The sequence below is a fragment of the Streptomyces sp. NBC_00075 genome (genome assembly GCF_045041225.1).
Classification (GTDB): domain Bacteria; phylum Actinomycetota; class Actinomycetes; order Streptomycetales; family Streptomycetaceae; genus Streptomyces; species Streptomyces adonidis.
Map to the genome: position 1 here is coordinate 10,632,787 of NZ_CP108243.1, position 23,612 is coordinate 10,656,398.

The window sequence follows — 23,612 nt, forward strand, 5'->3', positions numbered from 1 at the left end:
AATCAGCGACTGAAGCGCACATCTCAATCAGCAGCCAGGGCGCCCCGGAGGGCCGGGCGGCCACTCCTCGGAAGCCACTGAAGGCAGAGAACCATAAGCCACACCCGGCCCTCCCGGGCCGCCTAACAACTTACGGAGAACCATGGAGAGCACACCCGGCCTGCCGATCCCCTTCCGCGTCACCCCTGATGGCTTCAAGGGCCTGCCCAGCATGGAGGTCGCGGGCACCGAGGCGTTCATCGGCGACGTCTACAGCAACCCCGACGGGTCCGAGATGGCCTCAGGGTTCTTCGAACTCCGGCACACGGACCAACCGTTGGACTACGAGTACACCTACGACGAGATGAAGATCGTCATCGAGGGTGAGTTCCGTCTCGAGAACAAGGACACCGGACAGGTTCTCATCGCGAGGCCCAAGGACGCCATCTTCTTCCCCAAGGGCTCCCGCATCCTGTTCTCGACCCCGGACCGGGCGCTGGCGTTCTACGTCGGCCACCGCTCCTTCGCCCCCTGACCGCGATGCCCACCAGCGTGCCCGTATGGAGCGGGCAGCCCCCCGATCCGGACGTATCGGGCCGTAGTTTCACGATCATGTCGGTGGGCGACCAGGCGCGGGCGATCGCCCGCGCCTGGGCCCGCAGCCTGGAGGAGTCCGGCGCCGTCGCCGTGGCGCGGCACTGGCCGGACGCCGGTCAGGTCGCCGTCGAGGCCCTGGCGCAGGAGATGCGAAGCGCCACGGTCGGCTGGCGGCTGATGCTGGCCGGACCTGAGGCCGACGTGCTGGTTCTGCAGGCCGCCGCCCTGCGCGAGGGCGCGGTCCGCACCGAGATCCGCACGCACGCCACCGACCGGCAGGAGCGCCGCACACTGTGCACCCACTGCGGCCACATCACGAGATCCCGCACGGCTCTCGGCGCCACGCACCCCTGCGGGGGCTGCGCACGCACCCTCGTCGTGTACCACCATGTCTCCCGCCGGCACGCCGCCTACATGGGATACATGGCAGACGCGGAGGAAGCCCCATGACGACCACGGCAAGCCCTCCCACCGAACGGACCACTCCCGACGTCCCGTTCACCCTGCGGGTGACGCGGGCACACGAGTCGGCCCCCGGTATCCGTACCCTCCGGCTGAGCGACCCGCACGGCGCCACCCTGCCCTCCTACCCCCCGGGCAGCCATGTGGTGGTCCACTGCGGGGAGCGCCCGAACGCCTACTCCCTCACCGGCCCCGGCACCGAGCCGGACCACTACTCGATCTCCGTGCTGCTCCGGCCCGACGGCGACGGCGGCTCGCGCTGGCTGCACGAGCACGCTCACGTCGGCAGCCTGATCCGGGTGAGCCCTCCGCGCAGCGCCTTCCCGCCGATCCCCGCCGCGCGGCACCATCTCCTGATCGCGGGCGGGATCGGCATCACCCCCCTGCTCGCCCATGCCCGGGCCGCCCGCGCGTGGGCTCGTTCCTTCACTCTCCTCTACGGCCATCGGCCCGGTGCCGCCGCACATCTGGACGAGCTGCGTACGTTGTGCGGCCCGGCCCTGGAACGGTTCGGGGACCGCGGCGCGCTACGCGACCGCATCACCACGGCCCTCACGGAGCAGCCTCTCGGCACCCACCTGTACGTCTGCGGGCCCTCGGGCCTGACCGACTTCGTGCTGGACCGGGCCCGGGCAGCCGGCTGGCCCGAGGCGCGGGTGCACAGTGAACGCTTCGAGGCGGCCTCACTGGACCCGGGGCGCCCCTTCAGAGTCCGGCTGGCCTCCTCCGGACGGCGGGTCGCGGTGCCGTCCGGTACCAGTCTGCTCGCCGCGCTGGAGGGCGCGGGTACGCCGGTACCCAGCCTGTGCCGGCAGGGCGTGTGCGGCCAGTGCCGGGTCGGGGTTCTCGCGGGCCGCCCGGAGCATCGGGACCACTACCTGTCCGAAGAGGAACGCGCCGCCTGCGACAGCATCATGGCTTGTGTCTCCCGCGGCGCGGACGACGAGTTGGAGTTGGAGCTGTGACCACGTCCACCCTGCCGGCCCGCATTGCCCGCTTCCCCTTCCCCTTTCCCGCCGACAGCTACCGCTACAGCACCAATGTCGAACCCGCCCGCCAACGGGTGGCCACAGCCGCTGGCGCCTGGGGCGAGAACATCCTCGACATCGACGAGGACTATCGCGCCGAACTCGCCCTGCGGCAGCGCATCCTGACCGAGGACCCGTCCCGCTGCACAGTCCTGCCCCATATGCGGGCCGCCTGTTGGGACACCATGCTCACCCTCATGCGAGAACTGGCACGCACCCACCCGCAGACCATGTCCCTGCAACGCACCCCGGACAGCGGCTGGCTGTGGACCAACAGCCTCCTGGGCATCGAGCAGGCTTTCCGCGCCGGTGACGAGAGCTCGCTGCCCGCTGACCCGCTGCGCTACATCGGCGCCCAGGTGCAGGAAGACCTGGTCCTGCTGGACCAGCGGGAGGGCGACCTCTTCGCCGACGCCGGACTGGTCACCTTCGCCGCCGACTGGTCGCTCGCCTTCGACATCGGCATGAGCTTCCTTGAAGTCCACGGACCCGTCCCCCGTGTCCACGAGAACAGGGTCATCAACCGGGCACATCAGTTCCTGATGCGGCTCCAGCCCGGCGATGCGTACCGCCGCACCAACTGGACCATGACCGTGGACCACAAGCTCGACACGTCCACCGAGACATATCCGGAATGGGGCCGCGACCGCAGACTGGTACTCGCCGACGGAGCGGCGGAACTGGCTCGACGGCTCCATCTGCGAGTCGAGGTCCAGCACCTCGTCCGGCTCGCCGAATCCGGAGCCGTCCTCTTCCTCATCCGCAGCTACCTGCTCCCCCTGTCCGAACTCGCCCGGGTACCCGCCTGGCGGTCCCGGTTCGCCGCCGTCCTGGCCGAACTGCCCCAGGACATGGCCGATTACAAGGGCATCAGCCGATACCGCGAGGAGGCAGCCGCCTGGCTTGCCCAGTAGGCCGAAAACCGGGACACGGCGGGCCGGACGCAGCCGGCCGGCCTCGGCCAGGGGAGCGCCGCGAGGGGGCACGAAGGCCTTTCTGCCGCTGGTGCGGATGCCGCCATCCGCACCAGGTCAGAGGGCCCTCGCCCCTTTCAAGATCCCTCAGCCGAGACCTGCATCACCCGTCGGGGAGTCCAGTCGGCGAGGGCTGCGGTCAGGCGTCGGACCGCCGGCGGGCTCGGGCCGGCTCCACGTACCCGGCCCGTGCGGTGACGGGACCCGGTTCGCCGGGGACTTCCGGCGGCCCGTTCCGCCCAGGCCGCGCGACACGGTGAACGTTCGCGGTCAGGCTGCTCAGGCCATGGAGATGAGGACGGACTTGGTCTGCAAGTACTCGTCGAGCCCCTCGGGGCCGCACTCGCGGCCGTAGCCGGACTGCTTGACGCCGCCGAACGGCACGGCGACATCGAGAACGCCCCAGCTGTTGACCCAGACCAGGCCGGCCCGCAGCCCGGCGGCGACCCGGTGCGCGCGCCTGACGTCGCTGGTCTGGAGACCGGCGGCGAGCCCGAACGCCGTGTCGTTGGCCAGGCGTACGGCCTCGTCCTCGGTGTCGAAGGGCTGCACCGTCAGGACGGGCCCGAAGATCTCCTCCTGGACGTACGCCGAGGACTGTTCGACATCGGCGAGGACGGTGGGCGACACATAGAAGCCGGAGCTCCCCTCGGGCGCCGTGGTGCCCCCGAGGACGCGCAGTCCGTCAGCCTGGGCCCGGCTCAGGAAGGACCGGACCTTGTCACGGTGGCGCGAGCCGGCCATCGGCCCGACGACGGTGCCTTCGTCGAAGGGGTCGCCCACGGGTACGTACTGCACACTTTCGCCGAGGGCCTTGACGACGTCCTCGTAGACCGGGCGCTCGACGAGGACGCGGCTGCCCGCCATACAGAACTGCCCGGTGTTGAAGACGATGCCGCCGATCGCGGTCCTGACCGCGGCCTCGATGTCGGCGTCGGCGAAGATGATGTTCGCGCCCTTGCCTCCGAGTTCGACGGTCACGTGCTTGAGCGTCCGGGCCGCCGCCGCGGCGATGCTGCGACCGACGGCGGTGGAGCCGGTGAACGCCACCTTGTCGACCTTCGGGTCGTTCACCAGCGCGTCGCCGGCCGGGGCGCCACCGGTGACGACATTGAAGACCCCGTCGGGAACGCCGGCCGCCTGGAGGACCTCCGCCAGGCGCAACGCCGTCAGCGGCGTCTCCTCGGCCGGTTTGTGCACCACCGTGTTGCCGGCCGCGAGGGCTGGGCCGATCTTGGCGGTGGAGAGGATGAGCGGGAAGTTGAAGGGGGTTATCGCGGCCACGACTCCGAGGGCCTCGCGCCGGGTGTAGGCCATCATGGGGGCCGCGGTCGAACGGACGGATCCTTCGATACCGGCGGCGAGGCTGCCGTAGTACTCGATCATCTCGGCGGAGGTGGCGATGTCGACCGTTCTGCTGAAGACGATCGGTTTGCCGGTGTCCAGGGACTCCAGCCGGGCGAATTCCTCGGCGCGGCCGCGCAGCAGCTCCGCGGCCCGGAGGAGGACGCGGCCGCGTTCGCGGGCCCCCATCGCCGCCCACGGTCCGTCGTCGAAGGCCTGGCGAGCGGCCCCGGTGGCCGCTTCGACGTCATCCGCACCGGCATCGGCCACGGTCGTCACGGTCGTCCCGGTCGACGGATCGATCACCTCGCGTCTGTCGTCGGTGCGGGAGTCGACCCACTGGCCGCCGATGAACAGACGGCCGGGACTCACCTCGATGTCCGGCCTGCCCGCCTGGGCCGTATTGCCTGTACCTGCGTTGGTCGTCGCGGTCATCGCGTTGCTCCTCTTGATGGTGGACCCTGCTGTACGTCGCGAACGGCGCCGGTCGCCGGGGGTCCCGGGCCTCCGGGGAGCACGTCGGTACTCCCGCGGACGGTTCGCGCCCTTGAGGGCCGGTGAGGTTCCTGCCGCTGACGTCCACTGCGCGTGGCGTGCGGCGGCGCGGCGGGCGCCGTATGCCGGCCGGCCGGTAGCGTCGTCCCCATGAGGTGTGCGCCTTCTCTTCGTTGAGTAGGTGATGTGCCGGCCGGTCCCGCAGTCAGCGGCTGAGCCGAACGCGGACCGGGAGCGAGTCCAGGGCGCGCAGGGTGTTGTTGTGGTGGCGCCGGGCAGGCCCGGTGAGCTCGATGCTGTCGACCCGCCGGGCCAGTGCGGTGACCAGCGCCTCGGCCTCCAGACGGGCGACGTGCTGGCCCACGCACTGGTGGATGCCCATGCCGAAGCCGACATGGCCGGACGGGTCGCGGCCGAGGTCGAAGGCGTCGGGGTTGTCCCAGCGCCGGGGGTCCCGGTTGGCGGCGCCGAGGAACATCAGAATCTTCCGGCCTTCGGGAACGGCCGTGCCGGCGATGCGCACCTCGGACGTGGCGGTACGGAAGAAGGTCTGGACCGGTGACTGCCAGCGCACGGCCTCGTCGAAGGCCACCCGCACCTGCTGTGGCTGCTCACGCAGCCGTCGCCACTGGTCCGGGTGGGTGGCGAACGCGTACAGCACTGCGGCCAGGCCGTGAACCGTGGTGTCGACCCCTGCGGTGAGCAGCGACCGGACCACCACCGGAGCCTGTTCGTGGGTGATGTCGCCACGGTCTGCGGCGGCCCAGATCTGCGCCCCGAACCCGTCGGCGGTCAGGGCCTCGCGGGCACACTGCGCGTTCACCCACTGCGACAGCCCGGCCATCCGCGGGGCGTCGTCGGCGACCAGGTCGTTGTACGGCCCGAACGCGTTGAAGGCGAAGTTGCCGTACGGGAGCAGGTTCTCCCGGCCCTCCTGCCCGATGCCGACAGCGTCCGGAAAGACCTGCAGGGGAAACGCCTTGGCGAGGGCGGGGACGGCGTCGAACTCCGGTTCGGCCAGCACCCGGTCGACGAGCTGCTCGGCGGCGGTGAACATCTGCTCGCGCAGTCGGCGCAGGGCACGCGGATCGAGGATGCGGCGCAGTACGTGCCGGGGGGCGTCGTGGCGGGGAGGGTCGGCCTCCAGCAGCAGGCTCGGCGGCCGCCACGGCTTGTCGTGCCGGAAGTTGCTCAGGCCCACGCCCGCGGCCGACTGGAAGTCCTGCCAGTTCACCAGTGCCGCGTGCACCTGCTCGTAGCGGGCCATCGCGTACACGTCGTAGCGGGTCAGATACACCAGCGGCCCGGCGTCGCGGAGGCCGGCGTGGAACTCCGCCGGGTCCTCCAGAATGTCGTGGCCGAACGGGTCGGCGTCGGTCGAGGGGAGGGTGTCGATACGTTCGGTGGTCTCGGTCACGGGCCATCTCCACAGGTGGTCGGGCGCGAGGGCGGCGGGAGGCGGTCGGGCGGAGTCAGAGGTCGAGGACCAGGCGGTCGGTGCGGGAACGGGAGACACAGATGAACATGGAGTCGTCCGCTGCGCGCTCATGGTCGGCGAGGATCGAGTCACGGTGATCGGGGCGGCCGTCGAGGACGGTGGTCTCGCAGGTCCCGCAGGTGCCCTGCCGGCAGGACGAGAGCACAGCGGCCCCGGCGCTCCGCACGGCATCGAGTACCGAGACCTCCGGAGTGACCGTGACGGTCGTACCCGACCGGCGCAGTTCGACCTCGAACGACTCGTTCCGCACGGGCTCGCCCTGTTCGCCGGCCATGAACCGTTCGGTGCGCAGCGTGTGCTCGGGCCAGCTCCGGCAGGCCGCTTCCACGGCGGTCAGCAGGGGGGCGGGACCGCAGCAGTAGATCTTCATACCGGGCCGCTGCTCGGCGAGCCGGGCCGCCAGATCGAGCCGCCCGAACTCGTCCTCCGGGACCAGGTGCACCCGGTCGCCGTAGCCGGCGAGGTCGTCGAGGAATCCCATCGACGCCCGACGGCGCCCGCCGTACAGCAGGTTCCACTCGGCGCCCAGCAGATCGGCCTGGCGGACCATCGGCAGCAACGGCGTTATCCCGATGCCCCCCGCGATGAACAGGTATTCGTCCGAGGGAACCATCGGAAAGTTGTTGCGTGGCCCGCCGACGCCGACCCGGTCGCCCGGCCGTAGCTCGTCGTGGACGTAGGCCGAGCCGCCACGGCCGTTGAGCTCCCGGAGCACCCCGATCCGGTAGGAGTAGGCGTCCCAGCGGTCGCCGCACAGCGAGTACTGGCGGGTGGTCCCATTCGGCAGGACCAGGTCGATATGGGAACCGGGCGTCCAGTCCGGCAGCCGTGCGCCCTGCGGGTGTGCCAGAGTCAGCACCACCACACCTTCGGCCACCTTGTCCTTGGCTGTGACATCCAGTGTCACGACGTTCACCGTGGACGTGCTTTCAGTAAGGACATCCTGATTGCTGCCAGCATCGATTATGGCCACCTGGCGTCTCCCCTCTGTTCGGGACAAGAGGAGGATGCGGACGACGCCGGTCGGATCGCGACCGTGTTCTCACTGAATGAGAGCCCAGCTTCCGGAGCAGCTACTCCTCAAGCCTGCGGAAGTCCAACTGACGGGAACGCGCGGGTGATGCCGCGCGCCGCAGCCGTCAGGACGGGGATGACGGTCTTGCCGTCGGCGTTGTTGGGGACGATCACCGAGAGGGTGGCCACCACGGTGCCCCGGGTGTCGCGCACCGGCACCGCGACTCCCAGCGCATCCTCATGCATATGTCCCGGGCAGAAGGCGAAGCCCTGGCGCCGGACGTCCGCGAGGACGGAGCGCAGGCGCCGGGCGTCGGTTATCGTGTGCGGCGTGTAGCCGCGCAGGGGATCGCCGAGTATGCGTTCTTGCAGTTCACGGTCACCATGGGCGAGCAGAACCAGGCCACAGGACGAGGCGTGCAGCGGCAGCCGGCCAGCGATGCGGGTGTAGCTGATGACCGCACCGGGCGCAGAGAGCCTCTCGATGAACAGCGCCTCGTCGCCGTCGAGCACGCCGAGCTGAACGTGGTGGCCGACAGCCTCATGCACGTCTTCCAGGAACGGCATCGCCGCATCCCGCAACATCAGAGTCGGTGACGCGCGCAGTGCCAGCTCCCACATGCGGATGCCGATGCGGACCCGGCGGTCCGGTTCCCGCGCGAGGAGGCCGTGCTCGACCAGCTCCGCGACCAGCCGTGACGCCGTCGCCAGATGCAGGCCGGTGCGCCGGGCGATCTCGGAAACCCGCAAGGTCGTGTCATCCGCGGTGAATGCCTCGAAGATCCGGACCGCCCGGGACAAGACCGACTCACCTGTCTGCGATCGCACCGTCCTAGTGTGGCACGGCGCCGGAGACCGGCACAGCGCCTCGGACGCACGCAAGGGCTTACCCGGTTCCGCTTCGCCCGGAGCCGGACCGGAAGGTCCCCGGCGCGGGGAGTCCGGAGGTGAAGTGGTGTGTTCCCGGGCCGTGCCGGGTGCTGGTTCCGTCCGGGAGGCGGACTTCGGCGTGGGTGCCCGCCGGGACGGTCGCAGTGAGGTGGAAGGTTCCGTCGTCGATGCGCCAGGCGGAGGCGATCCGCCCGTAGGGGCTCTGGTGTTCGGCCTCGGCGGAGCGCAGGTTGCCGCCGGGGTGCGGGGCGATCAGGAAGCGGCGGTAGCCGGGTTCCAGCGGCCGGATGCCGGCGGTGCGGGTGTGGAGGAAGGAGATGACGGCGCCCTTGCTGTAGTGGTTGAGCGAGTCGTGCGGCGTGCCGTCGTCGGTGATGCCCTCCCAGCTTTCCCAGACCGTGGTCGCGCCCCGGTCGATCATGGCAAGCCAGGACGGCGGGGTGCGCTGGAGCAGCAGTTCGTACGCGAGATCGAGGTGGCCGTGGTCGGCGAGGACCGGCAGCAGGTCGGGGGTGGCCAGAAAGCCGGTGCCCAGGTGCGTGCCGGCAGCGCGGACCAGGGCGGCGAGGCGGTCGGCGGCTGCCTGGCGGAGCCCTGACGGTACGAGGCCGAAGGCGAGGGCGCGGACGTAGGTGGCCTGGGTGGCGGGGGCGAGGGTGCCGTCGTCGGCGAGGCAGTGGGCCTGCCATGCTTTACGGGTGCCGTCGGCGAGGGCGGCGTAGTGCTCGGCGTCCTCGGAGCGGCTCAGCAGGCGGGCGGTGCGGGCCAACAGGTCGGCGGAGCGGTGGAGGTAGGCGGTGGCCACGTCGCCCCGGTCCAGGGTGGGGTCGATGACGGAGGTGCCGCCCGGCTCCAGCCACTCGCCGAAGTGGTGCCCGGTGTCCCAGAGATACGGGTCGTTCACCAGCTGGTCGGGGTGGTGACGCTCGCGGGCGCAGCGGGCGGCGTAGTCGACCCAGGCGGTCATGGACGGGTACTGCTCGTGGAGGATGTCGAGGTCCCCGTAGGCCTGCCACAGCTCCCAGGGCACGATGACGGCAGCGTCGCCCCAGCCCGCTGAGCCGTCGAGGGCGTCCATGATTCCGGAGGGGCCGCGCGGGATGATGCACGGGACGTTGCCGTCGGGCCACTGGTCGGCGGCGAGATCGCGCAGCCACTTCACGCTGAACCCGGCCACGTCGTAGAGGAAGGCGGCGGTGGGGAGGTAGAGCTGCCAGTCGCCGGTCCAGCCGGCCCGCTCACGGGTGGGGCAGTCGGTGGGGATGTCGCAGGTGTTGCCGCGCAGGCTCCACACGGCGGCCTCGTGGAGACGGTTGAGCCCGTCGTGGTCGCAGTGGAACCAGCCGGTGCGGCGCAGGTCGGTGTGGACGACGACGCCGGTGATGTCGTCGGCGGTGAGGTCGCGGGGGTGGCCTTCGACGCGTACGTACTGGAAGCCGTGCGTGGTGTGGCGGGGCTCGAAGACCTCGCAGGGGCGGCCGGAGGCGGTGACCTGGTCCTGCTGGCGGAGGCGGAAGGGCTCGCCGGTCACGTAGTGATGGGCGGTGAGGTGATCGAGCGTCACATCGCCGTCGGGGGCGAGCGCTTCGCCATGGGTGAGGGTGACGGTCGTGCCTTCCGGACCCGAGTCGGTGAGGCGGACCCAGCCGTTGATGTTCTGGCCGAGGTCGACGACCTGCCGGTCGGGGTGCGGGCGGGTCACGGCGACCGGCCGCAGCTCCTGGACCCGGCGTACCGGCGGGGCCGGTGAGGAGACGAGCCGGGTGAGGTCGTCGTAGGGGTGGCCGGTGGCGGGGCGGACGGGGCGCCAGTGCGGGGTCGACCGCAGGTCCGTCGTCTGGCCCTCCAGCAGGTCCGCCGTGCGGATCCCGGAGACGCCACTGCGCCACTGCGGTCCGGTGCCGAGCACCGTACGGCTGCCGTCCGGGTGTTCGGCGACGAGCTGGGCGAGGAGGGCGACGCGGTCGCCATAAGGGTCGGGCACTTGGAGAGCGCCGGTCACCCCCCGGTACCAGCCGTCGCTGAGGAGGGCGCCGAGCGTGTTGGCGCCCTCGCACACCAGCTCCGTCACGTCGTAGGTCTGCACCTGGAGCCGGTGATGGTACGAGGTGAAGCCGGGGGTGAGTTCGAGATCCCCTGCCCGGCTCCCGTTCAGATACACCTCGTAGACGCCGTGGGCGGTGGCGTAGAGGCGGGCCCGGACCGCGGGGAGCGGAAGGATGAAGTCGTGTTCGAGGATGTACGCGGGGCGGTGACCCGGGACGGGGACTTCGGTTTCGGCGGGTTCGATCCAGCGGGCGGCGGCCCAGTCGGCGGGGGAGAGCAGGCCCCATTCCCACCACCCGGGGCGCGACCAGCCGCTCTCGACGGCGTCGTCCGTCCAGACCTTGACCTGCCAGTCGACGCGCGTGCCGGACCGGGCGGTGGGCCCGGCCCAGGGGACGAAGAGGTGGCGGTCCGACTCGACGCGGCCGGAGTCCCAGCCGCCGCTGCGTATCCGGTAGGCGGTCTGCGCGGGAGCGCCGTCCGGCAATTGCCAGGACAGCCGGGGCCGCTGCTCGGTGATGCCGATGGCCTCGTCGAGGTGCTCGACGCGCAGGCAGACAGGCGTGGTGTTCACTGTGTGGCTCCGGGGCGCCAGGTGCCAGGCGGGCCCGCGGAGTCGCGGACGACCACATGGGTTCCCATGGTCAGATGTTGGACGGGAGTGGTATCGCGGTTGAGGGCGAGTCGGACGGCGGCCCGGCCGAGCTCCTCGTGCGGGACGTGGACGGTGGTCAGTTCCGGCAGGAGGTCCGTGGCGAGCGGGATGTCGTCGTAGCCGACCACCGACACGTCCTGCGGCACCCGGATTCCCGCCTTGCGCAGCGCCTTGAGCACGCCGGCGGCGATCATGTCGGTCACCGCGAAGACCGCCGTGAACTCCGTGCCCTTCGCGAGGAGTTCGTGGGTCGTCTCGTATCCGGACTCGCGGTCGTAGTGGCCAGGGATGACGAGGTCGGGGTCGAAGGGCAGGCCTCGACTGTCCAGGGCGCGGCGGTATCCGGCGACGCGTTCGGTGGCTGTGGTGGTGGGCTCGACGCCGAGCAGGGCGATGCGTTCGTGGCCGAGGGAGAGCAGATAGCTGGTCATCGCGAAGGCACCGCCCTCGTTGTCGTACTGGACGACGGTCTCGGGGATGCCGGGGCCGAGGGAGGGACGGCCGCAGAGCACCAGGCGGGAGCCTTCGGCGTCCAGGGAGCGGGCGAGCTTGACCATGTGCTCGGTGTACTGGGGGGTGCGGACGGCGCCGCCGACGAGGATCACGGCCTCGGCGCGCTGCTCGCGCATGAGGTTGATGACGGCCAGCTCGCGGTCCGGGGCGCTGTGCGTGGTGCACACCAGGCAGAGCCGGCCCTCGGCGGTGGCCTGCTGTTCGACGCCCTGGGCGATGTGGGCGAAGAAGGGCCCGGTCACGTCGTTGACGATGAAGGCGACGGTGTTGCTGGTGGCGTTGCCCAGCGCGCGGGCGTTGGCGTTGACGACGTAGTCCAGCTCCGTCAGCGCCCGCTGCACCCGTATCCGGGTGGCCGCCGCCACCGGATACGTCCCGCCGAGGACCCGGGACACGGTCGCGGTGGACACCCCCGCCCGGGCCGCGACCTCCTTGACCGTCGCCCGCTTGTTCCCCTCGTCGGCGTTGTCCGCCGTACGCCTGGCCATCGCTGTGATCTCCCCTCGTCCGCGGTCGTCCTACCGCGGTAAGTATCCGGATGCGCATTCCGTACGGAAGGCTCAGGCGACTCTTGCCAGGTCTGCCTCCCGCACCGCGTGGGCCGGCGGAAGGCCGTCGGCCAGCCGCTCCAGCTCCTCGACGACGGTGCGGCCCATGCGCTCCAGCTCGTTGCCGACCGACCCCGCGATGTGCGGGGTGAGGAAGACGTTCGGGAGGTTGCGCAGCGGGGAGTCGACCGGCAGCGGCTCCGGCTCGGTGACGTCCAGTACGGCACCGAGCCGACCGCTGACCAGCTCGTCGGTGAGCGCTACGGGGTCGATGAGCGCGCCGCGCGAGGTGTTGATCAGCATGCCGCCGTCCGGAATGAGCGCGAGCCGGACGCGGTCCAGCATCCGATAGGTCTCGGGGATGTCGGGGGCGTGCAGGCTGACGATGTCGCTGCCGCGCAGAAGCTCGTCCAGCGGCAGCTTCACGGCGCCGAGCGCGGCGGCCTGGGCCTCATCGACGTACGGGTCGTACAGCGTCACGGCCAGGTCGAACGGGCGCAGCAGCTCCAGCAGCCGCCTGCCCACCCGCGAGGCGCCGATGACGCCGACCCGGCGGCCGAGATTGCCCAGCCCCGCGAGGTCGGTGACGGGCGGGTAGGCGGGCTCGGTGCGGTAGCGTTCGCGCAGCGTGAACACATCCTTGCCGGCCAGCAGGATCACCGCGAGGGCGTACTCGGCCACGGGCAGCGCGTTGGCCTGCACCGCACTGGACAGTTGGATCCCCCGCTCCCAGCAGGCCTCGCTGACCAGGGTGCGGACGCTCCCGGCGGCGTGCAGCACGGCTCGCAGCCGTGGCGCCGCCTCCAGCACACTGGCGTCGATACCGGGGCAGCCCCAGCCGGTGACCAGGATTTCCGCCTGCGCCAGCGCCCCGGCGACCGCGGGATCGCCGAAGTCCTGTGCGACCAGGGAGGGGTCGATCCGCACCAGGCCCTGGAGCCGACGCATCAGACGAGGCGGGAAGAGGGCGTGCAGGTGCTCCGGATTCATGGCGAACAAGGCTGCCGGTAGCTGTGCGGAGGGCATGGCGCTCCTGAGTAAGAGAAAGTAACCGAGTACTACGCTAACCGCGCTCCCCGGGGTGGTCAACGCCCCTCGTGCCCCCCGGTGGCTTTCGATGCCATGGGGTTTCCGAAACGATACAGACCCATAAAGATGCAGGTCAGAGGCATTGTGGGAAACTGGCGGGAGACTCCGCCGAAACAAAGTAGCGCTTCCCCCTTGTCGGGCACATGGGGTGAGTCGTACGTTCCTCGGCAACCGATTACTACGGCCTGGCAAGCTCATGGAGTGACGAATGGACAGCAAGCGGACGACTCGGAGGTGCCTGCCGTGACCGTGTCACACCAGGCCGGCAAGACCTCCGAGCCCGGTCCGGATGTACGCACCGACGGCACCGACGCCATGCGCAGGACGGCGGCGCGGCCGTCATCCACGAGAGCCCTGCGCATCCGGGCCGGAGGCAGGCGCGGTATGAGTCCGCCCTGGTGGTTCCTGGTCCCCGGGCTGCTGTTCTACGCCTACATCGTGGTCGTCCCGAGCATCCGGGGCAGCGCGTACGCCTTCACCGACTGGACCGGCCTCGGCGAGCACTTCAACTGGGTCGGCCTGGACAACTTCCGCGACATCCTCGACGACGACGCGGCCCGCAGCGCGATCACCAACACGCTGCTGCTGTCCTTCGTCGTCACCGCCGGGCAGATCCTGTTCGGGCTGCTGCTCGCCCTCGGGGTGCACTCCCGGGTCAAGAGCCGTTACGCGCTGCGCGTGATGTTCTTCGCCCCGGTGGTGATCACGCCGCTGGTCTCGGGCTTCGTCTGGCAGTACCTGCTGGCCCCGACCGGCTCGCTCAACTCCTTCCTCGGCGCGATCGGGCTGGAGTCCTGGCAGCAGGACTGGCTGGGCAGCCCGCACTGGGCACTGTGGTCGGCGTGCGTGGTGATCATCTGGCAGCACACCGGAATCTCGATGTCCATCTTCCTCGCCGGGCTGCAGAGTGTGCCGCAGGACGTCATCGAAGCCGCGCACCTCGACGGCGCCGGACCCTTCCGCCGTTTCTGGTCGGTCGTACGGCCCTTCCTGCTACCGGCTTTCACGATCAACCTTTCGCTGGCGATCATCGGTGCGCTCAAGCAGTTCGACATCGTGATGGTGATGACCGGCGGCGGCCCGGGCAACGCGTCCGACACCATTTCCACCCTCATCTACAAGGACGCCTTCACCCTCGGCCAGTGGTCGTACGGAGTCGCCCTCGCCCTCGTTCTCACCGTCTTCGTCATGGTCATCTCCGGCCTCCAGTACGCCCTGATGAACCGTGCCGGGAGGTCCTCATGACGCGCTACACGTGGCGGACCGGGATCCTGGAAGGCTTCCTGCTGCTGGCCGGCGTCGCCTTCCTCATCCCCCTCTACGCCCTGCTCAACATCGCCCTCAAGCCGGCCAATGCCGACTCCGGCCTGCTCACCCCGGCCCTCCACCCGCACTTCAGCAACTTCTCCGACGCCTGGTCCACCGCCGCCCTCGGCCCCGCCCTCGGCAACAGCCTGCTGATCACCGTCGCCAGCCTGGCACTGCTGGTACCGATCTCGGCGTTGGCCTCCTACCCACTCGCGCGGATCACCCGCGCATGGTCGAAGATCACCTTCTACGCGGTCGCGGCCGGCCTCGTCCTGCCCATGCAGCTCGCCCTGCTGCCGCTCTACACCAGCATCCGCGACCTCGGCCTGCTCGGTACGCCCTGGTCACTGATCCTCTACTACGCGGGACTGACCTTCCCGTTCTCCGTCTTCCTCTACACCGGCTTCCTCCGGGCGCTGCCCGCCGAGTACGAGGAAGCCGCGGTGATGGACGGCTGCTCCCCGCTGCGCACCTTCGTCAGCGTGGTCTTCCCGCTGCTGCGGCCGGTCACCGGCACGGTGGTGATCCTCAACGCGATCGCCATCTGGAACGACTTCTTCGCCCCACTGCTGTTCCTGTCCGGCACCGACAGCCAGACCGCGCCGGTCGCGCTCTACGGCTTCGTCGGCCAGTACGTCTCGCAGTGGCCGATGATCTTCGCCGGTCTCGTCATCAGCGTGATCCCGGTACTCATCGCCTACCTGTTCCTGCAGAAATTCATCATCCAGGGGTTCTCCGGCGGCCTGAAGGGCTGACCGTACGCCGTCATCCAGCACGTATTCAGTACTCAACGAGGAGTAGTTGTGAGCAAGGCAAGAACTGTCTCGGCCGTGGCCCTGCTGGCCGTTGTCCCGGTCGTCCTGACCGCCTGCGGTGGAGGCGACAGCACCAGCACCTCCGCCACTGAGGGCACGGTGACCCTGGTCACCGACACCAAGGCCGACGTGGAGCCGCTGATCGCCGCCTTCGAGAAGAAGTACCCCAAGATCAAGGTCAAGCTGACCGTCCCGGCCGCGGGCGCCATCATGGCCACCGTCCGCACTCAACTCTCCGCCGGTACCGCCCCCGACGTCATCCGCGTCTGGCCGGCCGGCGGCAACCCGCTCAGCATCAAGGAACTGACCAAGCAGAACCTCCTCAAGGACGTTTCCTCCGACAGCTGGACCAAGGGGCTCACCGACGCCGACAAGACCGCCATGTCGATCGACGGCAAGGTGTACGGGGCCCCGATCACCGTCACCGGCATCGGCGCCCTCTACAACCAGCAGGCCCTGGCCGCCGTCGGCGCCACCGAGCCGCAGACGTTCAGCGACATCCTCGCGCTGTGCGCCAAGGCCAAGGCCAAGGGCAAGAGCGCCTTCTCGATCGGCGCCAAGGACTCCTGGACCACCCAGATGGTCCCCTACGCCCTGACCTCCACCCTGGTCTACGGCCCCGACCCGGACTTCTCCGCCAAGCAGGCCAAGGGCACCACCACCTTCGCCGACTCGGGGTGGAAGAAGGGCCTGACCGAGTTCCAGACCATGGTCAAGGAAGGCTGCTTCCAGAAGAGCCCGAACGGCACCAGCTACGACGAGTCGATGAGCCGCGTCTCCAAGGGTGACTCCGTCGCCGTACTGATGGCCACCAACGCCGAGGCCGCACTGAAGCTGAAGGCCGCGAGCGGCACCACGTTCGGACTCTTCCCGCTGCCCGCCACCGAGAACGCGGCCGACACCTACCAGGTCGGCGGCATCGGCTCGGCCTACGCCATCAACGCCAAGGCGAAGCACCCGGCGCTGGCCCAGAAGCTGCTGGACTTCATCACCTCCCCGCAGGGCGTCGCCCTCATCGCCACCGCCACCGGCTCCGGCCCGGCCCTTCCCGCCGGGTCCGAGTACCAGGCCACGGACGTCCTGAAGCCGATCCTTGCCGCCCAGAAGGCCGGCAAGCTCACCGCCGCCCCGGACCAGGCCTGGCCTGACGCGACCGTCCAGGCCGCGCACCTCACCGCCCTCCAGCAGATCCTCGGGGGGCAGCTCGACGCCGGCGGCGCGCTGAAGAAGCTCGACGACGCCTACGCCAAGGCCAACAAGAAGTAACCGACTCGGCCAGGGCCCGACGGCCCACCGCCCCGCCCGCTCACTCCCGGCTCCGCCCGCCGCCCGCGTGATCGTCCCCGATCTGCGTGGTCCCGGCCGGCCACCGGTGCCGGCCCAGGACAACACCCCGGCGTCGGTGGCCCGTGACCTGGCCGCGCTCGTCGACCGGCTGGGGGCGGGCCCGGTCACCGCCGTGGGCCACTCGATGGGCGGCCAGGTGGTCAATCTGCTCGCAGTCAACCACCCGGACTCCGTATGGTCGGTGATCGCACTGGACCCGGCCCACGGTGCACCCGGGACAGAACTCCCCGGCATGCGACGGAATCCGGCGCTGTATCAGGCCGAGGGCGTGGTGGAGGCCGCCGCCGACTTCGTCTGCGGGGCCTTCGCCAAGGACGCCACCACCGGTCTGCGCACGTACGCACCATGCTTGGCACCCCGGCCAGGCTATCGCCCAGTCCTACGTCGGCAGGTCTCTCGACGTGGGCGCGGTGGGCCCGTGCCCGGCGGCCGAGGAGTGCTTGCGCCGTCGCACGCAGCTCGCGCTCATGGTGTGGACCGCCGGGCCCTACACCGACTGGGGGCGCGGAACCCTTCACGTCCCGGGTTCCCGCGTCGACCACTGGCCCGCCACCGGTCACTGCCTGCAAGAGGAACGCACGGCCCGCACCGTCCGGCTCATCCAGGACTGGATCGAGGCATCATGACGGCCCAACCTCCGCCTCCCATAGTCATCGCCGTGAACCGCCACGCCTCCGGCACCCGCTCATCCGCTTCTGGAGCGCCTGCGTCGGTGCCGGGCGGGTCGGCGAGGACCTGCGCGCAGGCCGGCAGGAGCAGCCGCAGCTGGTGGCGGACGCGGCGAGCAGACCGTACTGCTGCGAGAGGCGGGGCACGCGGTCCGGCGGGTGGTCCGGACCACCGTCGGCAACGGGTGCTTCCTCTTCGACGAGGACGTCCAGCCGTGGAGCTTGGTTCTGTTCCGCCGGCGCTGACCGCCCGCCCCAGAAGCTCCCGAGGAGTGAGGACATGACCCGCAACCTGTCAGCGATGCCGACGCTCGCCCAGATCGCCCGGCTGGCGGGCGTCTCGGTGCCCACGGCGTCCCGGGTGGTCAACGGCCGGGAGAACGTCGCCCCGGCCACTCGGCTACGGGTGGAGGAGGTGATCCGCCGCACCGGATACGCGAGGCGACCGCGAGCCGACGAGGCCGGGGCGCAGCCGCTGGTCGATGTGCTGGTGCCCAACCTCGACAGCCCCTGGTGCGGCGAGATTCTGCGCGGCGTCGAAGAGGCCGCTTCCGAGACCGGCCTGGGCATGGTGCTGTCCGGGCGGCTCCGGCTCAACCGGAGCGGCAGTCCCGGGGGCGGCTGGTTCGACGGCCATCGGGCGCGCGGCACCAGCGGAGTTCTGTTTGTGCACGCGGAACTGACTCCCACGCAGCACCTGTGGATGTCCCGGCGCCGCATCCCGTCCGTGATGGTGGCCCCCAGCGCCGAGCCGCCGCGCGGGATGCCCGTCGTCACCGCCGCCAACCGGAGCGGGGGCGGCAGTGCCGCCGAGCATCTGCTGGCTCTGGGACACCGCCGGATCGCGGTGATCGGCGGCCCCCAGCGCCTGCTGTGCAGCACGCAGCGCCTGGCGGGCTTCCGCGCGGCGCTGGACGCCGGAGGTGTCAGGCATCGAGGCGAGTACGTACGCCGTATCACCCTCAAGCCAGGCAGCACCGAACAGGTCACGGAGGAACTGCTGGACCTTCCCGAACCGCCCACCGCTGTCTTCGTCTGCGCCGACGAGATGGCCGTGGACGTGATGCGGGTGGCCGCCCGGCGCGGGCTGCGGGTGCCGCGCGACCTGAGTGTTGTCGGCTTCGACGACATCCCAGGGGCCCGGTGGACCACGCCCGAACTCACCACGGTTCACCAGCCGATCGCCGAGATGGCGGCAGTCGGCATGCGCGCCCTGGCCGACGTGATGTACGGCCGCCCGCCGGCAACTCAGCACACCGTACTGCCCACTCGGCTGGTGATTCGGGCAACCACTGCGCCACCACCGCGACTTCCGTCCCACTGAAACTTTCAGGTCCCTGCCGGACCGTTGACACACTCCCGGAACGGGCGAAACCATCCCGTAACTCTCATTCAGCCCCATTCCAGCTTCGAGCATGGAGAACCACATGAAGCCCATGAGCCGCCGGAACATCCTGCGCGGAGCGGGAGCGCTCGCCGGCGCCGCCACCGTCAGCGCCCAGTGGTGGATGCCCGCCCAGGCCCTGGCGGTGGACAACGCCACGGCAAAGCCGTCGGGGCCCGTCCTCGACACGGTCGTCTTCGGCAACGCCGCCTCCGAGACCGCCCACAGCCTGAGCTCCGAGCTCTCCGACGTCATCGCGGGCGAACTCGGTCAGTCGGCGCGGGTGCTGAATCCGAAGCAGACCGCCGAGTGGTGGGGCGGCACCACCGCCTTCACCCTCAAGGTCGACCCGCAGGCCGCCAACTACGTCTCCGTCAAGTTCTGGGGCGGCGACTACGCCGAGACCGCCGACGACGCCTGGCGGCTCCAGCTCTTCCTGGACGGCAAGCCCCTGGGCTGGTTCGACCAGGGTGTGGTGGACAACATCGACATGATCGACGTCGCGCCCCGGCTGCCCGGCAGGTTCTTCTGCCACACCCTGCCGCTGCCGCTGAGCGCCACGCGGGGCAGGACGTCGCTGGCGATCGAGATCCGCGGCATGGGCCGGATCTGGCCCTACGGCCAGGCCAACAACTTCTACTACCCGATGACCAAGCCCTCGCGCGGGCTGTACCGGGCCTACACCCACACCGCCCCGCACTTCACGCCCGCCGCGGGCGACGTGTTCGGCAGCGTGGGCGCGCCGACGACCCGCGCCAGCACCGACGACGACATGATCGCCAAGGTCAGGGCGCGCGTGCTCAAGGACCAGAACAGCCTGCTCTACGGCTCCACCGCGAACGGCATGGACGCCTGGGCGTACGAGACCCTGCTGCGCGGCTACTACTGGCCGGAGTCCCCGGCGTACCAGAGCGCCGCCGTGATGGAGAAGGTCTGCCAGGCCATCGACAGCCGCTATCTGGCGTGGAAGAAGGACAGCAAGGTCCTCACCGACTCCGACCAGCAGTGGGAGGGCTTCGGCCGGGTGGGCCTGGCGCTGTTCACCGGCTGGGACGACATCCAGGACGCCCTGGACGGCAACGTCACCTCCGGCCCGACCTCGCTGAACAACCTCGGCTTCGATGGCGGGGACGACACCCCGTACGGCTGGGTCAGCCCCGGCTGGGCCAGCAACGGCACCTTCAGCCGCGACACGAACGTCACCCACGGCGGCAGCGCCTCGCTGAAGGCCGTCTCCTCCGGAAGCACCCTGCTGGTGTCACCCAGTGGCAAGGCCAGCACCGGTCTGGGTGACTTCACCTACTCGGCGTGGGTGAAGACCGACGGCTCAAGCGCCCACATCGAGGCGCACTTCTGGGACGACAGCAGCACCTACGTCGGCCAGTCGAGCAGCACCTACGTCGCTTCCGGCTCGTCGGCCACGTCGGACTGGCAGAAGCTGACCAATACCTTCAGCGTCCCGGCGGGGGCGACGAAGTACGAGTTCTGGATGGTCGTCACCAACGGGGAGACCGCGTACTTCGACGACGTCGCGATCACCTCCCCCGACCCCTCCGTGATCAGCGCGCCGCTGTCCAACCTCGGCTTCGAGGCCGGTTCCGCCACCCCTGCCGGCTGGACCGTCCCCGGCTGGGCGAGCGGCGGCTCGTACGCCCGTGACACCGACGTCTCCCGGACGGGTTCCGCCTCGCTCAAGATGGCCTCCTCCGGCGGCACCCTGCTGGTCTCGCCCAGCGCCAAGGCGGTGACCGCCGCAGGCGACCTCACCTTCTCGGTGTGGGCGAAGACCGACGGCACGGTCACCACGCCGCGCGTCAGCGTGCAGTTCTGGGACGACAACCTCAACTTCGTCAGCGGATCGGCCGAGATCCGTGTCGCGGCCGGCACCACGGACTGGCAGCAGCTCACCAGGACCGTCACCGTGCCGTCGGGCGCCACGAAGTACGAGTTGTGGATGGTTACCAGCGGCGGCGCGACCGTCCACTTCGACGACATCGAGATCACCGCGCCCCAGCCGGACGCCGCCGCCCCCGTCCCGCGCCGGACCGCGTACAAGGACATGCTGGTCTCCAGCCGAGACTACTGGCGGCAGCACCAGCGGCACTACACCAACCAGGCGATGTTCACCGCGCTGGGCATCTACGAGTGCAACCGAGGCCTGAAGCTGCTCTCCCCGGGCGACGCCTGGGACGAGGCCACGGCCATGCGCTGGGTCTACGAGTGCGTCGGCCTCGTGCCCTGGCGCGGCGCCGAGGACGAGGACGGCACCGCGAGCTGGCCGCTCGGCAAGGACTACCTCGTCGTCTCGCCCAAGGGCCTGTCCCGCGAACTGGGTTACGTCGCCGACTACGGCGAGACCTCCGGGATGCTCGCCCGCATCTACGAGTCGGTCGCTGACGGCAAGGGCGGCTACGAGGACCCCAAGCTCAAGAACCGCATGATCGAGATGGCCAAGGCCCGCGGCTGGTTCCGCTACCCGGCCGAGGACACCGACGGCAACAAGGCCTTCCGGATCGAGACCCAGATCGGCTGGCGCAACGAGCCCTTCCCCGGCGACATCGTCTACACCGAGCGCACCGCCTGGGACGACACCCCCATCTCGGCCACCGCCGTCTTCGCCGACCCCGACCTGCTGGGCTGGAGCCAGCAGATGATCGCCGACGGCCAGTTCGCCCCGCAGCTCGAACTGCTCGTCAGCACCAGCCTCTACAACCGGGTCGGCCTGAGCGCCTTCAAGTTCATCTCCAGCCATCTGCCCGCCTTCAAGAAGCAAGCCGCCTCCAGAAGCCGCATGCCCGCCGGCTGGGACCGTCCCGACTTCGTCTTCACCGACGAGGTCAACGGCTGCCTGGCCCTCAAGCGCGGCAAGGAGATCTTCTACTCCTCGCTCTACTGGCGGGCCCGCCAGGGCGTCAACGACCTGGCCCGCGTTCACCTGATCACCCCGCAGTCCGAGCGCTCGGGCACCGTCCGCGAGACCTCCGTCTTCGACAAGGCCAACGCCGACACCTTCACCGTCCAGGACTGGGTCTGCTGGGACTTCGCCATCAACGACTCCGGCAGCGCCTCCTCCGTCCCGGCCGGCGGCTGGACCTACATCGGTCCCACCCTTCACCAGGCCTTCGCCGGTGAGACCTTCCACCTCGCCCCCGTACCCGCCGACGTCGACCCGGGCCTCGGCACCACCACACTCGGCGTCGAGAAGGTCCTCGTCGGCAAGGCCCCCTTCTACCTCCTGGAATACGCCGGCTACATCGTCGCCATGAACACCACCACCGACCGGACCATCACCCACCGCCTGCCCGGCACCGGAGCGGCCGTCAACCTCAGGACCGGCCGTCCCGTCGCCCTGGGCCGCGACATCAAAGTGCCGCCGCTCACCACCGTCGTGCTGTACGCGCCCGAGCGCCGCGACTGCTCCTGACCGACGCCTCACCGAGGCCGCCGAGGGACTCGGCGGCCTCGGTGGCATGCCCGCCGGGGGCCTCGGCGACAACGGTGGCGTGCCCGGGGACCGGCAGATCGACACCGCCGGGCGATTCCGGGGTTCCGCCGCGCTGAAAAAGTTTCCTGTTCGGTCCGCGGTGCTGCGGATGGTGCGAACGGCTGGTCATGATGCGGGCGCCGCACCCCGTACGACCCCGCACCCGCACCCGCAGAAACGGAATCCCCATGAACGACGGAATCACCACCGAGTCCGGACAAGGCCCCGCACGGCGGAAGTTCCTCCAGCTCACCGTCCTCGGCGCCGGCGTGGCCGCAGTGCCCGGCGCCTTGCTGGCCACGGCCGGCCCGGCGAGCGCGGTCACCTCCCCGCTGACCTCCTTCACCCACCCGGGCATCCTGCACAACGGCACCGACCTGGCCCGGATCAAGAGCAAGGTGGCCGCAGGCGCCGCGCCCTGGCTCGCCGGGTACAACAAGCTCGCGGCGAGCGGCTACTCCTCGTCGTCGTACTCCATGGCCGGTCCCTACGCGACGGTCCAGCGCGGCACCGCGGGCTACAGCGGCAACGACGCACTGTGGACCGACGCCAACGCCGCCTACCAGAACGCCCTGATGTGGACGATCACCGGCACCACCGCCCACGCCACCAAGGCGCTGCAGATCATCAAGGCTTGGTCCTCCACCCTCACCCTGATCACCGGCACCGAAGCGAAGCTGGCCGCCGGCATCTACGGGGCCAAGCTGGCCGCCGCCGCCGAGATCATGCGCTACACGGCCCCCTCCGGCAGCTGGACGTCCTCCCAGATCGCCCAGACCGTCGCGATGTTCGAGGACGTCTTCGTCCCCGTCATCGAGGGCTACGACGACAGTGGCTGGGGCGTGATGTGCGTACGCGGCATGTTCCAGATCGGCGTCTTCTGCGACAACCTCACCGTCTTCAACTCCGCCTACAACGCCTTCTACACCAACAGCTGCTGCTCCCTCGGCCGCATGATCAACAGCACCGGCCAGTGCACCGAGAGCGGCCGCGACCAGCAGCACACCCAGAACATCCTCGGCGCCCTGGCGGAGATCTGCGAGACCGGCTGGATCCAGGGCCTGGACCTCTACGGGGCCGCAGACAACCGACTGCTCTCCGGCTTCGAGTACACCGCCAGCTACAACCTCGGCAACACTGTCTCCTACACCCCCTGGGGCGGGTGCAAGGTCACCTACAACACCATCTCCACCGCCTACCGGGGTGAGTTCCGGCCGATCTACGAGATGGTCTACAACCACTACGTCAAGCGGCTGGGCGGCTGGGCCGGCTACACCTCCCAGGTGGCCGCCAACCTCCGCCCCGAGGGTGCCGCCTTCCAGTGCGACCACCCGGGGTTCGGCACTCTGCTCTACACCCGCTGACGCGTTGTCCCTGGACGCCTGCCAGGATCCCTCTCGTGTCCGTCCGTCGGCCGGCCGGAGTCCGACCTGGCCCCCTGGACGGCCGCGCGGACCGGCTCTTGGCTCCTTG

General features: G+C 70.1%; 18 protein-coding genes and 1 pseudogene. 12 read left to right on the forward strand and 7 right to left on the reverse strand.

Features of this window, described 5'->3' with window-relative positions; all coding sequences use genetic code 11:
- The first annotated feature begins 142 nt into the window (after positions 1-142).
- The 4 genes from OG787_RS46510 to OG787_RS46525 are packed head-to-tail and all read left to right on the forward strand — an operon-like array spanning position 143 to position 2,980.
- Positions 143-514 (forward strand): hypothetical protein, encoded by a 372-nt coding sequence (locus tag OG787_RS46510; RefSeq protein WP_405539549.1) that lies wholly within the window; start codon positions 143-145, stop codon positions 512-514.
- Positions 515-519: 5 nt separating this feature from the next.
- Complete coding sequence (locus OG787_RS46515; protein WP_405539551.1) at positions 520-1,026, forward strand: dimethylamine monooxygenase subunit DmmA family protein; 507 nt, start codon at positions 520-522, stop codon at positions 1,024-1,026.
- Positions 1,023-2,003 (forward strand): PDR/VanB family oxidoreductase, encoded by a 981-nt coding sequence (locus OG787_RS46520; RefSeq protein WP_405539552.1) that lies wholly within the window; start codon positions 1,023-1,025, stop codon positions 2,001-2,003. The genes OG787_RS46515 and OG787_RS46520 overlap by 4 nt, the downstream gene beginning before the upstream one ends.
- Complete coding sequence (locus OG787_RS46525; RefSeq protein WP_405539553.1) at positions 2,000-2,980, forward strand: heme-dependent oxidative N-demethylase family protein; 981 nt, start codon at positions 2,000-2,002, stop codon at positions 2,978-2,980. The genes OG787_RS46520 and OG787_RS46525 overlap by 4 nt, the downstream gene beginning before the upstream one ends.
- Before the next feature lie 339 nt (positions 2,981-3,319).
- On the opposite strand, the gene OG787_RS46530 is transcribed toward OG787_RS46525, so the two are convergent.
- The 7 genes from OG787_RS46530 to OG787_RS46560 all read right to left on the reverse strand — a co-directional run bounded on the left by OG787_RS46530 (position 3,320) and on the right by OG787_RS46560 (position 13,070).
- On the reverse strand, positions 3,320-4,819 hold the full coding sequence (locus OG787_RS46530) for an aldehyde dehydrogenase family protein (protein WP_405539555.1): 1,500 nt from the start codon (positions 4,817-4,819) through the stop codon (positions 3,320-3,322).
- Between the two features lie 265 nt (positions 4,820-5,084).
- The gene (locus tag OG787_RS46535; RefSeq protein WP_405539557.1) at positions 5,085-6,296 is read right to left on the reverse strand and encodes a cytochrome P450; all 1,212 of its coding nucleotides are present in this window, start codon (positions 6,294-6,296) and stop codon (positions 5,085-5,087) included.
- A gap of 55 nt (positions 6,297-6,351) precedes the next feature.
- The gene (locus OG787_RS46540) at positions 6,352-7,284 is read right to left on the reverse strand and encodes a PDR/VanB family oxidoreductase (RefSeq protein ID WP_405539558.1); all 933 of its coding nucleotides are present in this window, start codon (positions 7,282-7,284) and stop codon (positions 6,352-6,354) included.
- 173 nt (positions 7,285-7,457) lie between these two features.
- Positions 7,458-8,219, reverse strand: coding sequence for an IclR family transcriptional regulator (locus OG787_RS46545; RefSeq protein ID WP_405539559.1), 762 nt, complete (start codon positions 8,217-8,219; stop codon positions 7,458-7,460).
- Positions 8,220-8,277: 58 nt separating this feature from the next.
- Positions 8,278-10,902, reverse strand: coding sequence for a family 78 glycoside hydrolase catalytic domain (locus OG787_RS46550; RefSeq protein WP_405539560.1), 2,625 nt, complete (start codon positions 10,900-10,902; stop codon positions 8,278-8,280).
- Positions 10,899-11,984, reverse strand: a complete 1,086-nt coding sequence (locus OG787_RS46555; RefSeq protein ID WP_405539562.1) for a LacI family DNA-binding transcriptional regulator — start codon at positions 11,982-11,984, stop codon at positions 10,899-10,901. Before OG787_RS46555 ends, OG787_RS46550 begins: the two co-directional genes overlap by 4 nt.
- 72 nt (positions 11,985-12,056) lie before the next feature.
- A complete protein-coding gene (locus tag OG787_RS46560) occupies positions 12,057-13,070 on the reverse strand; it encodes a hydroxyacid dehydrogenase (RefSeq protein ID WP_405539563.1) in 1,014 nt (337 codons plus the stop codon).
- A 306-nt stretch (positions 13,071-13,376) separates the two neighbouring features.
- Here OG787_RS46560 and OG787_RS46565 point away from each other — a divergent pair, with 306 nt between their 5' ends.
- The 8 genes and pseudogenes from OG787_RS46565 to OG787_RS46600 all read left to right on the forward strand — a co-directional run bounded on the left by OG787_RS46565 (position 13,377) and on the right by OG787_RS46600 (position 23,503).
- Complete coding sequence (locus OG787_RS46565) at positions 13,377-14,378, forward strand: carbohydrate ABC transporter permease (RefSeq protein ID WP_405539564.1); 1,002 nt, start codon at positions 13,377-13,379, stop codon at positions 14,376-14,378.
- Positions 14,375-15,196: a carbohydrate ABC transporter permease gene (locus OG787_RS46570; protein ID WP_405539565.1), complete on the forward strand. Its 822-nt coding sequence runs from the start codon at positions 14,375-14,377 to the stop codon at positions 15,194-15,196. Before OG787_RS46565 ends, OG787_RS46570 begins: the two co-directional genes overlap by 4 nt.
- A 48-nt stretch (positions 15,197-15,244) precedes the next feature.
- Positions 15,245-16,522, forward strand: a complete 1,278-nt coding sequence (locus tag OG787_RS46575) for an ABC transporter substrate-binding protein (RefSeq protein WP_405539566.1) — start codon at positions 15,245-15,247, stop codon at positions 16,520-16,522.
- Positions 16,523-16,628: 106 nt separating this feature from the next.
- Positions 16,629-16,886 (forward strand): annotated as a pseudogene (locus tag OG787_RS46580) (alpha/beta fold hydrolase); the annotation flags it as partial.
- Positions 16,887-17,043: 157 nt separating this feature from the next.
- Positions 17,044-17,229: a hypothetical protein gene (locus OG787_RS46585; RefSeq protein WP_405540832.1), complete on the forward strand. Its 186-nt coding sequence runs from the start codon at positions 17,044-17,046 to the stop codon at positions 17,227-17,229.
- A 322-nt stretch (positions 17,230-17,551) separates the two neighbouring features.
- On the forward strand, positions 17,552-18,595 hold the full coding sequence (locus tag OG787_RS46590) for a LacI family DNA-binding transcriptional regulator (protein ID WP_405539567.1): 1,044 nt from the start codon (positions 17,552-17,554) through the stop codon (positions 18,593-18,595).
- A 103-nt stretch (positions 18,596-18,698) separates the two neighbouring features.
- Positions 18,699-22,079 carry a Tat pathway signal sequence domain protein gene (locus OG787_RS46595; RefSeq protein WP_405539568.1) on the forward strand — a complete coding sequence of 1,127 codons (3,381 nt, stop codon included), beginning with the start codon at positions 18,699-18,701 and terminating at the stop codon, positions 22,077-22,079.
- Between the two features lie 248 nt (positions 22,080-22,327).
- Positions 22,328-23,503, forward strand: a complete 1,176-nt coding sequence (locus OG787_RS46600) for an alginate lyase family protein (protein WP_405539569.1) — start codon at positions 22,328-22,330, stop codon at positions 23,501-23,503.
- Positions 23,504-23,612: the final 109 nt, after the last annotated feature.